Here is an 11,634-nt window from a genome sequence, read left to right on the forward strand (position 1 = left end):
CCTCAGGCGGTCTTGTTCGGAACGAAGGGGAGCCTGGCCTCGGCGCCGGGGGCGAGGATCACGTAGGCCCGGCACCAGGGCTCGTCGTCGACGAGGCGCCAGGAATGGCCGGAGCCGGCCGTGTCCTCGGCGATGAGGATGTCGCCGGGGCGGATCGTGAAGTGCGCGCCGGCCCTCGTCTGGAAGTCGAGGGTGCCGCGCAGGGTGATGACGAACTGCCGGGTCGGCGCCGCGTGCCACGCGTAGGTGCCGCCGGCCTGGGTCTCGCGGAAGGAGATCGAGACCACGTCGGTCGTGCCGCTGAGGATGTCGCCGCGCTCGCCGTGGGGCAGGTCGATGACGCCTTCCTCGAAGTAGGAATTGTCGTCGTCACCGGTCCAGATGCGTACGCAGCGGATCATCGGGCAGAACTCCGACTTCGGACGGGCGCCTCAGCGCCAGAGGTTGGTCTTGGCGAGGTCGACGATCTCGGTGCCGCGCCCGTCGATCACCGCCCGGGCGAGCCACATCCCGAAGCCCGTCACCTGCTCGAGGCCGACCTTCGGCGGCATCGACAGTTCCTGGCGAGCCGAGACGACGTCGAGCAGCGCCGGGCCGTCATGGGCGAGCATCTCGGCCATCGCCTCCGGCAGCGCGGCCGGGTCCTCGACGCGCCGGGCGAAGATGCCGGCCCCGCTCGCCATGGCGGCGAAGTCCGGGTTCACCAGCTCGACGCCGGTCTCGAGGAAGCCCGCGGCCTTCATCTCCATCTCGACGAAGCCCAGCGTGCCGTTGTTCAGCACCACGATCTTCACCGGCAGCCTGTGCTGGTTGAGGGTCAGCAGGTCGCCCATCAGCATGGCGAAGCCGCCGTCGCCGGAGAACGAGATGATCTGCCGCCCGGGATAGGCCGCCTGCGCGCCGATCGCCTGCGGCAGGGCGTTGGCCATGGAGCCGTGGTTCAGCGAGCCGATCAGCCGGCGCTTGCCGTTCATGGCGAGGTAGCGCGCCGCCCAGATCGTCGGCGTGCCGACGTCGAAGGTGAAGACCGCGTCCTCGGAGGCCGCCTCGCTGAGCGTCCGGGCGACGTATTGCGGGTGGATCTTGCCGCCCGGCTTGCCCACCGCCAGCGCGTCGAGCCCGGCGCGGGCCTTGCGGTAATGGGCGAGGCTGTCGTCGAGATGCGCCCGGTCGGTCTTCGCCTGCAGCTTCGGCAGCAGCGCCGCGATCGTCTCCCCGACGTCGCCGATCAGGCCGAGGTCGATCCGGCAGTGGCGCCCGAGGCTCCCGGCCCGCAGGTCGACCTGCGCGACTTTCGCGTCCTCCGGGTAGAACTGGCGGTAGGGGAAGCCGGTGCCGAGCAGCAGCAGGGTGTCGCAGTCGAGCATCGCCCGGTAGCCCGACGAGAAGCCGATCAGGCCGGTCATGCCGACGTCGTAGGGATTGTCCCACTCGACGTGCTCCTTGCCACCGAGCGCGTGGACGACCGGCGCCTTCAGCGCCTCGGCGAGCTGCAGCAGCTCCGCGTGGGCGCCGGCGCAGCCGCGGCCGCAGAACAGGGTCACGCGCCCGGCCGCGTTGAGCATGTCGGCGAGCGCGTCGAGGTCGGCGTCGCGCGGGCGCACCACCGGCGGGGGCGGCACCAGGGCGGCGGAGAGTTCGGGCGCCCCGCCCGGCATGGCCATGAGGCCGACATCGCCGGGGATCACCACCACGGCGACCCCGCGCTCGGCGATGGCGACGCGGATCGCGGTCTCGATCACGCCCGGCAGTTGGGCCGGCGAGGAGACCAGCTCACAGTAGTGGCTGCATTCCTGGAACAGGTTCTGCGGGTGCGTCTCCTGGAAGTAGCCCCGGCCGATCTCCGCCGAGGGGATCTGGGCCGCGATGGCCAGCACCGGCACGCGCGAGCGGTGCGCGTCGAACAGGCCGTTGATCAGGTGCAGGTTGCCGGGCCCGCAGGAGCCGGCGCAGACCGCGAGCGCGCCGGTCAGGTGCGCCTCGGCGCCGGCCGCGAAGGCGGCGCTCTCCTCGTGGCGCGTGTGGATCCAGGCGATCGAGCCGTCCTGGCGCAGGGCCTCGGTCAGGCCGTTGAGGCTGTCGCCGACCACGCCGTAGATGCGCTTCACGCCGGCCTGCGCCAGCGCCCGGACGAACAGATCGGCGACCTTCGTGCTCATGGTGTCTCGCTCAGCTGAGGGGGGCGGACGGGCGGTCCCGGCGCGCTTCAGGCGCCGGCCAGCCCGTGGCCGATCATGGTCTTGGGATCGCACACCGCGTCGAAGCGCTCGGCCGGGACGCCCTCGGCCAGGGCGGCCTCGCGCAGCGTCGTGCCCTCGTCGTTGGCACGGTGGGCGATCTTCGAGGCGAGGTCGTAGCCGATCACCGGCGACAGGGCCGTGACCAGCATCAGCGACTGGTTCACGGTTTCGTCGATCCGCTTCCGGTTGAGCTCCGTGCCCTCGACCGAGTAGGTCCGGAACTTCTCGCAGGCATCGCCCAGCACGCGGGCCGCGTGCAGCGTGTTGTTGATGATGATCGGGCGCATCGCGTTCAGCTCGAAATTGCCCTGCGCGCCCGCGAAGGCGACCGCGTTGTCCTCGCCGATCACCTGGATGCAGACCATCACCATGGCCTCGCACTGGGTCGGGTTGACCTTGCCGGGCATGATCGAGGAGCCCGGCTCGTTGGCGGGCAGCAGCAGCTCGCCGAGGCCGCAGCGCGGCCCCGAGGCCAGCCAGCGCATGTCGTTGGCGATCTTCATCAGCGCGACCGCGAGTCCGCGCACCGCCGCCATGGCGGCGACCATGGCGTCCAGCGAGCCCTGCGCGGCGAACTTGTTGGGCGCGGTGACGAACGGCCTGCCGGTCAGCGCGGCGATCTGGCCGGCGATCTCCGCGCTGAAGCCCTCCGGGGCGTTGAGGCCGGTGCCGACCGCGGTGCCGCCGGCCGCGAGCTTGTACAGCCCGGCGCGCGACGCCTCGATGAGGGCCAGCGCGTCGCGCATCTGCGCCACGTAGCCCGACCATTCCTGGCCGACCGTGAGCGGCGTCGCGTCCTGGAGGTGGGTCCGGCCGGTCTTGACCACGTCCATCCAGGCCCGCGCCTTGGCGTCGATCGCGTCGGCCAGCGCCCGCGCCTGCGGGAGGAGGACCTCGTCGAGCTCGAGCACCGTGGCGATGTGCATCGCGGTCGGGAAGGTGTCGTTCGACGACTGGCCCATGTTGACGTGGTCGTTCGGGTGGACCGGGCTCTTGGAGCCGAGCGTACCGCCGAGGAGCTGGATGGCGCGGTTCGACAGCACCTCGTTGACGTTCATGTTGGACTGGGTGCCGGAGCCGGTCTGCCAGACGTAGAGCGGATAGTGCGCGTCGAGCTTCCCCGCGATCGTCTCGTCGGCGGCCTGGACGATGGCCTGCGCGCGCCAGTCCTCCAGGCGGCCGGCGGCGGCGTTGACCAGGGCGGCGGCCTTCTTGACGTAGCCGTAGGCGTGGTAGACCCGCTTGGGCATGCGATCGTTGCCGATCGAGAAGTGCTGGAGCGAGCGCTGGGTCTGCGCCCCCCAGTAGCGGTCCGCCGGCACGTCGATCCCGCCCATCGAGTCCGTCTCCCGCCGCATCCCCGTGGCGGAGATGCCGATCGGGACATCGCGCAGGACGGGATGGTCCGGGACGGGCGCGTTCATCGTCATCCTTCTCGGCGTCGAACCGTGTGGCACAGTACAAGACTGGGTCGGCGAACCGGGTGCGCTTTGACGTAAACGGTAGCGGTTTACTTTGCTGTTGAGAGATCTGAAGCGTTTTGAAGAGATTTTATGCCAATTGATAGTTCGTAGTCAGTATTAAAAACTTTGAAAAACGGCATCACAAATCATCATTGCGGATTGCCAGACAACATAGATCGATGTCAAGCGTTCGCCGGCGCAGAGGCTGCAAAAACATTCCCTGAATTGGTCAATTTCTAGCGCTTCTGCTCCCCGGATCGGCGGCCCGAGCCGGACAAGGGCGCGCTATCGAGAGTCCGGACTTGCGCCGCCTCCGTCGCGCCGAGGGGGCCGGCCGAGCGGTCCCAGCGCAGCGGCGCGCCGTCGATCCCCACGGGCGCGTGCAGCCGCAGGGTGGGGCCCCACGCCGTCTGCTCGATCTCCGGGGCGTGATCCAGGTCCCGAACTCCGTCGAAGGCGGGCCCCGGCGCGCTGCCGGGATGGTCCGTGAGCAGGCGCGCGGTCCGGGCCAGGGAGAGCCGCGCGGTGACGGCGCGCCCCTCGCGCTGCCGGGCGATCAGGCCCCGTACGGACGCTGCCGCCATCAGGTAGCCGGTGGCGTGGTCGAGCGCCTGGACGGGCAGCGGCACCGGCCGTTCGGCCTGACTCCAGCGCTGCCCGGCCGCCGCGATGCCGGTCGCCATCTGGACGAGGCTGTCGAAGCCGCGCCGTCCGGCCCAGGGGCCGGTCCAGCCGTAGGCGCAGAGCGCGACGTCGATCAGGTCCGGGTTGAGTGCCAGGCGTCGCGCCGCGCCGTAGCCGAGCCGCTCGAGGGCGTCGGGGCGGTACCCGTGCACGAGGATGTCGGCCTCGGCGAGCAGGGTCTCGAAGTGCTGGCGGTCGTCGGCCCGCCGGAGGTCGAGCCGCGTGCAGACCTTGCCCAGGGTGACGTCGGGCGCCAGGGACGGCTCGTCCCAGCCGGGCGGGTCGATCCGCAGGACGTCGGCGCCGAGGCCGGCCAGGAAGCGCGTGGCCACCGGTCCCGCCAGGATGCGGGTCAGGTCGAGGACCCGGATGCCCGCGAGGGGGCGGGCCGGATCCGGGCGCCACGGCGCAGGGTGCTGGACGGGCCGTTCCGTCACCGACACGAGGGGTTCGTCCCGGACCGCCCGGCCCTGGTCCAGTCCCTCCCAATCGTCGATGCCGCGCATCGCCGCGGCGCAGCCGCCGGCGCGCAGGATCGCCGTTTCCAGGTCCTCGGCCGACGCGTCGGCCACGGCGGCCGCGACCGCCTCCCGCTCGCCCGGACAGTCGAGGATTGCCAGGGAGGCGGCGCGGTGACGGGGCGCGTTGGTGTGCAGCCGGATCCAGCCATCCGCCGCCCGGTAATCGCCGGCGATCGGGTCCCAGGCGGCCGGCAGCGTCCAGCCCTGCGGCCGCACCGAGGTGCCGAACCACGCCGAGGCCAGGTGCTGGTCGACCGTGACGGCTGGCGCCCGTCCGGACCGGCCGAGGAGTTCGGAGACGGCGAGGCCGGCGGCGGCGATCGACGCCGTCGCCAGCGCGGTGACCGGGAAACAGGAGGGCAGGCTCCCGGTGCCGGTGATCGTCAGCCGGTCCGCGGCCTCGGGCGGCAGCGCCAGGGCCGCCAGCGCCTCCGCGAGGATCGGCGGCAGGGCGTCGTGGTCGGCGTGTCGTTCGCGCATGGTCGCGGCCCTCGGGTGGTTCGCGCACGCTGCCGGCCGTCGACGGATTGATCAATCTTGATACATCTGATCAACATGACGGACTGGCTGGACCGCGCCGAAGTTCTCGACGCCCTCGGGATCCGGGCCCAGACGCTCTACGCCTATGTCAGCCGCGGGCTGATCGAGGCGCGGCGGGCGCCGGGCCGGCGCCACAGCCAGTACCGGGCCACCGACGTCGCGGCGCTCGCCGACCGGCGCGGCCGGAGCCGCGCCAGCGCGGCGATCGCCGCGGGAGCCATGGCCTGGGGCGAGCCGTCGGTCGTCACCGCGATCAGCACCGTCCACCGGGGCAGCCTGATCTATCGCGGCCGCGACGCCGTGGCGTTCGCCCGCGACGCGAGCCTGGAGGCGACCGCCGACCTCCTGTGGGACAGCCCGGAGCCGACGCTGTTCGACGTTCCGGCCAACGCGGCCGCGACGCCGTTCCTGGCGCTGGCCGGGCTCCTGCAGGACGCCGAGGCCGCGCTGGGCCGCGGGCATCACCGCCTGTGCCGCGACGCCCGCCGCGCCGTCGGGCATCTCGCCGGCGCCTGCGGGATCCCCGAGGGCCGGGCGCCCCTGCATCAGGGCCTCGCGCGGCTCTGGTCCCTCGACGCCGCGACCGCCGACCGGGTCCGCCAGGCGCTGGTGCTGCTGGCCGACCACGAGTTGAACGCCTCGACCTTCGCGACCCGGGTCGCCGCCTCCACCGGCGCGCCGATCGCGGCCTGTCTCATGGCCGGGCTGAGCGCCCTGTCGGGCCCTCGCCACGGCGGCGCTTCCGCGGCGGTGCTGCGGCTCGTCGACGAGGCCGTCGCGACGGGCCCCCGGGAGGCGGTGCGCGCCTGCCTGGATCGAGCCGGGGCGCTGCCGGGCTTCGGCCACCCGCTCTACCCGGACGGCGACGTCCGCGCCGCGGCCCTGGGCGCGGTCCTGCCCGCCGATCCCCTGCTGGACGCCGTCCGGGACTGCGCCGAGGCGGCGACGGGCGCGCGGCCGAACATCGACTTCGCGCTGACGGCGCTCGTCCGGACGGCGGGCCTGCCGCGGGGCGCGCCGTTCACGATCTTCCTGCTCGGCCGGAGCCTGGGCTGGGCGGCGCACGCCATGGAGCAGGGCCGCCAGGGGACGCTGATCCGGCCGCGGGCCCGGTACGAGGGGCGGCGGAGCCCGGCGGACCGCCCATAGCGGGAGGGCCGGCCTCGCGGCCGGCCCTCCGTCTGTCGCGGCCCCCCGCGGGGCGGGCGCCGGCCTCAGGCGAACATGTCGGGCTGGGTCTCGGCGATGTGGCTGTAGAGCGTCTGGAAGTGCAGCCAGCCGATATAGTCGCTGCCGACGTGCTCGCGGCTGTAGCGGGCGGTCTTCTCCGAGAGGAGTTGCGGCTTGATGCCGGAGGCCTCGACCAGGAGCTGCTGCTGGCAGGCCCGCTCCAGGGCGATGAACCAGAAGGCCGCGTCGTCGATGCTGTGCTGCGAGCAGGTCAGCAGGCCGTGGTTCTGGTGCAGCACGCCGCGGTTGCGGCCGATCTGCTGGGCGACCGACAGGCCGCTCTCCTTCTCCACCGCCACGGCGCCCGCCGAGGCACCGATCACCGCGTGGCTGTTGTAGAAGGCCGCCGCGTCCTGGCTGATCATCTCCAGCGGCCGGCCGGTGGCGCACCACGCGGTGCCGTAGGTGGTGTGCGCGTGGCACATCGCCATGACCTCCGGGTACTCCTCGTGCACGGCGGCGTGGAGGACGAAGCCCGCGCGGTTGATGGCGTGGCGCCCCTCGACCACCCGGCCCTTGTGGTCGGCCAGGATCAGGTTCGACATCCGCACCTGCGAGAAGTGCACGCACATCGGGTTGGTCCAGTACAGCTCCGGGCGCTCCGGGTCGCGGATCGTCAGGTGCCCGGCGAAGCCGTAGTCGAAGCCGTGCATCGCGAAGGCGCGGCAGGCGGCGACGAGGTGCTTCTTGCGGTAGTCCCGCTCCTCGGCGTGGTCGGCGAAGTCCGGGATCTCCGGGAAGATCAGGCCGGCCTGCTCGGGCTGGTAGATCGAGGTCCGCCTGCGGCCGGCATCGTCGTTCGGCAGGTCGAGGGCGACGGCCGCCTCGTGGGCGTGATCGTCGAGCATGGCGTCTCCTTTCGTCGGGGTACGGACCGGGCCGCCGATCGCGTCGTGGCCGGCACTATCCTGCCGGATCCGCGCGTTGACAAACGACGATTTTTCACGCTTTCCGTGAATTGAATTCATGGATCGCGCATGCGCCGGACCCCGAGCTTCTCCGCCCTGCGGGCCTTCGAGGCGGCCGCGCGCCTGGGCAGCTTCGCCCGCGCCAGCGAGGAGCTGCACCTCACGCCCTCGGCGGTCAGTCACCAGATCCGGGCGCTGGAGCGCTGGTTCGGGCGCGCCTTGTTCCGGAGGGCGAACCGCCAGGCGCTCCTCACCGCCGACGGCCAGCGCCTGCTGGCCGGGCTCTCGAGCGCCTTCGACGCTATCGAGGCGGTCTGCGCCGACCTCAGCCCGCCGTTGCCCACGTCGCTGGCCGTGCACTGCACGCCGAGCTTCGCGGCGAAGTGGCTCGGGCCGCGGCTCCCCGCCTTCGTGGAGGCGCATCCCGGCATCGCCATCCGCCTGTCGACCAGCGCCGACCCGGTGGATCTCGGCCGGCACGCGGAGATCGACATCCTGATCGCCTACGGCCGGCCGCCGCACGGGCCCGGCCTGACCGTCGAGTCCCTCGGCCCGGAGGAGATCGCCGCCCTCTGCGCGCCGGAGGTCGCCCGGGCCGCGCGGCCGGACGCGGCCGGATCGATCGGGCCCTTCACCCGGCTCGACTCGTCCTTCAGCCCCGTCCGCTGGCCGGACTGGTTCGCCCATAACGGCCTGCCGGTCCCGGGCGGGGCGGCGGGCGCGGCCTTCGACCGGGGCTCGCTGGTGATCTCGGCGGCCGTCCAGGGACTCGGCGTAGCGCTGGAGACCCTGCGGTTCGCCCGGGACGAGCTCGCCGCCGGGCAACTCGTGCGCCTGGGCGGCGGCCGGGCCGCGAGCCTGACCCGCGACCTACACTTCATCTGCTACCGCGAGCGCGACGGGGCCCTGGAGAAGATCCGGGTCTTCCGGCGCTGGCTCCTGCACGTGGAGGCGGAGAGCCGGGCCGGGACGGCCTGAGGCAGTCCAGACCTCCCACGCGCACGCCCTGAGAGCTGCGAGCGCCTCGGATCGAGGGGCAAGCGGCCTATGGCGGAGCGCGACCGGCCCCCTCTCCCGTTCGGGGGAGGAAACCCGCGCCCTTAAAGCTGGCGGATCAGCCCTCCGAGACCTCGAAACCTGCGTAGCCGTAGCCCGCAGAGGGGGCGGGGCAGGCGGCGCCGTCGGTCAGACCGGACGATGCCGATCTTGTCATGCGACAGGTCTCAACGGGACCGGGAACCGCTCTAGGTGCAGGCCCAAGCAACGAGGCGATGCCGTCGCCCAGGGAGAGAACGCCCCATGTCCCTTTCCGCCAAGCTGCAGCGGCGCGCCGATGAGGGCCGGCCCGTCCGGGTCGGCCTGATCGGCGCCGGCAAGTTCGGCTCGATGTACCTGTCGCAGGCGCCGCGCACGCCCGGCATCCACCTCGTCGCGGTGGCCGACCTGTCGCCGGACCGCGCGCGCGAATCGCTGCGCCGGGTCGGCTGGGATGACGCCCGGTTCGCCGCGCGCGGGCTGGAGGAGGCCGCGCGCGGCGGCACGACCCTCGTGACCGAGGATGCCGACGCGATGATCGCGAGCCCGTTCGTGGACATCGTCATCGACGCCACCGGCAGCCCGGCCGCCGGCATCCGCCACGCGCTCAAGGCCTTCGCGCACGGCAAGCACATCGTCATGGTCAACGTCGAGGCCGACGTGCTGGCCGGGCCGCTGCTGGCGCGCCGGGCGGCCGAGGCCGGGGTGATCTACTCCATGGCCTCGGGCGACCAGCCGGCGCTCATCGCCGAGCTGGTCGACTGGGCCCGCACCATCGGGCTGGAGGTGATCTGCGCCGGCAAGGGCACCAAGTACCTCCCGGCCTACCACGCCTCCACGCCCGACACGGTCTGGGGCCATTACGGCTTCAGCGAGAGCCAGGTCGCCGGCGGCGACTTCAACCCGCAGATGTTCAACTCCTTCCTCGACGGCACCAAGTCGGCGCTGGAGATGGCCGCGGTGGCCAATGCCTGCGGGCTCACCCCGCCGCGCGACGGACTCGCCTTCCCGCCTTGCGGCGTCGACGACCTGCCGGGCATCCTGAAGCCGGTGGCGGATGGCGGCCTCCTCACCGAGCGCGGCACCGTCGAGGTGGTCTCGTCGGTGGAGCGGGACGGGCGGCCGGTCTTCCGCGACCTGCGCTGGGGCGTCTACGCGGTGTTCGAGGCGCCGAGCCCCTACGTGCGCGACTGCTTCGCCCAGTACGGCCTCAAGACCGATTCGAGCGGCCGGTTCGCCGCGACCTACAAGCCCTATCACCTGATCGGCCTCGAGCTCGGCATCTCGGTCGCCTCCATCGCGGTCCGCGGCGAGGCGACGGGGGCGACGGGCGACTGGCGCGGCGACGTCGCCGCCACGGCCAAGCGCGCGCTGCGGGCCGGGGAGCGGCTCGACGGCGAGGGCGGGTTCACCGTCTACGGCAAGCTGATGCCGGCGGCCGAGTCCCTGGCGCAGGACGCCCTGCCGATCGGGCTCGCTCACAACATGGTCCTCAAGACCGACGTGCCCGCCGGCCGGGCCGTGCGCTGGAGCGACGTCGCCTTCGACGCCGATCAGGAGGCGATCCGCGTCCGGCGCGAGATGGAGGCCCTGTTCCGCGGGGGGGCGGGGCGGGCCGCTGGGTAGCGCCTCAGGCGCGCCGGCCGGCCGTGCGCCCGGTCGGCGAGCGCCCGACGAGCTTCCGGAACGTGCGGCTCATGGCGCTGGCGCTCGTGAAGCCCGATCGCGCGGCGACCTCCGCCATCGACCCCGCGCCGGAGCGGATCAGGGCCTCGGCCCGGCCGACGCGCTCGCGCATGATGTACTGGTAGGGCGTGACCCCGGTGGTCTGGCGGAAGGCCCGGATGAAGTAGCCCTCGCTGAGCCCGACGATGCCGGCCAGGGCGGAGACGGTGATCTCCCGGTCCAGGTGCTCCCGGATGTACGCGCAGGCCCGTCCGGCCTGCGTCGCCGAGAGGTCGGGCGCCGCCGACCGGCCCGGCGCGCGCATGGTGATGACCGAGCGCAGGACCGCCAAGTGGAGGCTCTCGATCAGCAGCGGATCGGGCGACGGATCGTCCCGGTGCGCGCAAGCCAGCGCGTCGAGGATGTGACAGGTGCTGCGGCAGGCGCGGAGGTCGCGCCCGTCCGCGGCGAAGGCGATCTTGCCGATCGGCGCCTCGGCGAGCCGCTCGACGGCCGCGGCCGAGAAGGAGAGGACGCGCCCGGAATACGGACCCACCCACCGGGTCGTGCCGTTCAGGCCGGGGCGCCGGACCAGCAGGCCCTCGCGCTCGCTCAGCCGCGCCGCGATCTCGTAATCGACCGCGTGGTGCGCCCCCGCGGGCTGCGTGCTGGCGGCGACCTCGAGGCCGGTGACCGCGTGCGTGCTCCACCCGCCGACGGGGAAGCGGAAATCGATGAAGGTGATCTCCGGGAGGCCGCGGTCGCTCGGCGCGTAGCAGGTCAGCTCGGGACGGCCGGAGAGATGCCCCGCACTGCCGCTGGTGGCGTACGCGATCGTCTCGGCTGTGGTCGCGGCTGAGCCCTCGGCTGAACTCTCGATCGTGCTGTCCATGCGGGTCCGTCGATCCCGGTGTCGTCGCGGTCTCGCCCCGCGACGGAGGAGGGCGGCACCGCGGCCGCCCTCCCGGTGTCAGACCGTCAGCGTCAGACCGTCAGCGCAGGGAGCCGGTCACGCCGCCGACGACGCCGCCGACCGCGCCGAGCACGCTGCCCACCAGGCCGCTCACCAAGCCGCCGACCTGGCCCACGACCCCCGAGACCGCACCGAGCTCCTGGCTCGCGTCGACCCCGAGGCCGACGGTGAGGCCGACCCCGAGGCCGCCGCCGACCTGGTCCAGCTCGGCAGCGCTCAGCTCGCGGACGGTATCGATGCTGTCCTGCATGATCGTTCTCCAGATTGAGATTCAGGAAGAAGGTTATTTTGCTTCGATCTATTGTCTGATCGTAGCGTCGAGGCGCCTTGGACGTCGGCGCCTGCCTTTAGGATTACAGAGATGTGCTTCGTGTC

10 protein-coding genes are annotated in these 11,634 nt (G+C 72.6%); 3 read left to right on the forward strand and 7 right to left on the reverse strand.

Annotated features, from left to right (window positions below; translation table 11 throughout):
- Positions 1–2: 2 nt before the first annotated feature.
- The 4 genes from LOK46_RS26165 to LOK46_RS26180 all read right to left on the reverse strand — a co-directional run bounded on the left by LOK46_RS26165 (position 3) and on the right by LOK46_RS26180 (position 5,388).
- Positions 3–401: a hypothetical protein gene (locus LOK46_RS26165; RefSeq protein WP_020091020.1), complete on the reverse strand. Its 399-nt coding sequence runs from the start codon at positions 399–401 to the stop codon at positions 3–5.
- Between the two features lie 30 nt (positions 402–431).
- Positions 432–2,159, reverse strand: coding sequence for a ubiquinone-dependent pyruvate dehydrogenase (gene poxB, locus LOK46_RS26170; RefSeq protein ID WP_273561256.1), 1,728 nt, complete (start codon positions 2,157–2,159; stop codon positions 432–434).
- A 47-nt stretch (positions 2,160–2,206) separates the two neighbouring features.
- Entirely contained in the window at positions 2,207–3,664 is a 1,458-nt protein-coding gene (gene fumC, locus LOK46_RS26175; RefSeq protein WP_273561257.1) for a class II fumarate hydratase, read from the reverse strand.
- A gap of 275 nt (positions 3,665–3,939) precedes the next feature.
- Positions 3,940–5,388, reverse strand: a complete 1,449-nt coding sequence (locus tag LOK46_RS26180; RefSeq protein ID WP_273561258.1) for a CoA transferase — start codon at positions 5,386–5,388, stop codon at positions 3,940–3,942.
- 75 nt (positions 5,389–5,463) lie between these two features.
- On the opposite strand from LOK46_RS26180, the gene LOK46_RS26185 reads away from it, so the two are divergent.
- On the forward strand, positions 5,464–6,597 hold the full coding sequence (locus tag LOK46_RS26185; RefSeq protein WP_273564698.1) for a citrate synthase: 1,134 nt from the start codon (positions 5,464–5,466) through the stop codon (positions 6,595–6,597).
- Between the two features lie 65 nt (positions 6,598–6,662).
- On the opposite strand, the gene LOK46_RS26190 is transcribed toward LOK46_RS26185, so the two are convergent.
- A complete protein-coding gene (locus LOK46_RS26190) occupies positions 6,663–7,526 on the reverse strand; it encodes a class II aldolase/adducin family protein (RefSeq protein ID WP_020091015.1) in 864 nt (287 codons plus the stop codon).
- A 129-nt stretch (positions 7,527–7,655) separates the two neighbouring features.
- Here LOK46_RS26190 and LOK46_RS26195 point away from each other — a divergent pair, with 129 nt between their 5' ends.
- Together LOK46_RS26195 and LOK46_RS26200 are read left to right on the forward strand one after the other, a co-directional pair.
- Positions 7,656–8,564, forward strand: coding sequence for a LysR substrate-binding domain-containing protein (locus LOK46_RS26195; RefSeq protein ID WP_273561259.1), 909 nt, complete (start codon positions 7,656–7,658; stop codon positions 8,562–8,564).
- 321 nt (positions 8,565–8,885) lie between these two features.
- Positions 8,886–10,247, forward strand: a complete 1,362-nt coding sequence (locus LOK46_RS26200) for an NAD(P)H-dependent oxidoreductase (protein ID WP_273561260.1) — start codon at positions 8,886–8,888, stop codon at positions 10,245–10,247.
- Between the two features lie 4 nt (positions 10,248–10,251).
- Here the strand turns inward: LOK46_RS26200 and LOK46_RS26205 are convergent, their stop codons facing one another.
- Both LOK46_RS26205 and LOK46_RS26210 read right to left on the reverse strand, forming a co-directional pair.
- Positions 10,252–11,178 (reverse strand): AraC family transcriptional regulator, encoded by a 927-nt coding sequence (locus LOK46_RS26205; protein WP_273561261.1) that lies wholly within the window; start codon positions 11,176–11,178, stop codon positions 10,252–10,254.
- A 100-nt stretch (positions 11,179–11,278) separates the two neighbouring features.
- Entirely contained in the window at positions 11,279–11,509 is a 231-nt protein-coding gene (locus tag LOK46_RS26210) for a hypothetical protein (protein WP_012321783.1), read from the reverse strand.
- Positions 11,510–11,634: the final 125 nt, after the last annotated feature.

The sequence above is a fragment of the Methylobacterium sp. NMS14P genome (assembly GCF_028583545.1).
GTDB lineage: Bacteria > Pseudomonadota > Alphaproteobacteria > Rhizobiales > Beijerinckiaceae > Methylobacterium.

Bases quoted from the DNA above. Each gene is read 5' to 3' on its own strand.
- LOK46_RS26165 (WP_020091020.1), bottom strand. From the start codon at position 401: ATGATCCGCTGCGTACGCATCTGGACCGGTGACGACGACAATTCCTAC.
- poxB (WP_273561256.1), bottom strand. From the start codon at position 2,159: ATGAGCACGAAGGTCGCCGATCTGTTCGTCCGGGCGCTGGCGCAGGCC.
- fumC (WP_273561257.1), bottom strand. From the start codon at position 3,664: ATGAACGCGCCCGTCCCGGACCATCCCGTCCTGCGCGATGTCCCGATC.
- LOK46_RS26180 (WP_273561258.1), bottom strand. From the start codon at position 5,388: ATGCGCGAACGACACGCCGACCACGACGCCCTGCCGCCGATCCTCGCG.
- LOK46_RS26185 (WP_273564698.1), top strand. From the start codon at position 5,464: ATGACGGACTGGCTGGACCGCGCCGAAGTTCTCGACGCCCTCGGGATC.
- LOK46_RS26190 (WP_020091015.1), bottom strand. From the start codon at position 7,526: ATGCTCGACGATCACGCCCACGAGGCGGCCGTCGCCCTCGACCTGCCG.
- LOK46_RS26195 (WP_273561259.1), top strand. From the start codon at position 7,656: ATGCGCCGGACCCCGAGCTTCTCCGCCCTGCGGGCCTTCGAGGCGGCC.
- LOK46_RS26200 (WP_273561260.1), top strand. From the start codon at position 8,886: ATGTCCCTTTCCGCCAAGCTGCAGCGGCGCGCCGATGAGGGCCGGCCC.
- LOK46_RS26205 (WP_273561261.1), bottom strand. From the start codon at position 11,178: ATGGACAGCACGATCGAGAGTTCAGCCGAGGGCTCAGCCGCGACCACA.
- LOK46_RS26210 (WP_012321783.1), bottom strand. From the start codon at position 11,509: ATGCAGGACAGCATCGATACCGTCCGCGAGCTGAGCGCTGCCGAGCTG.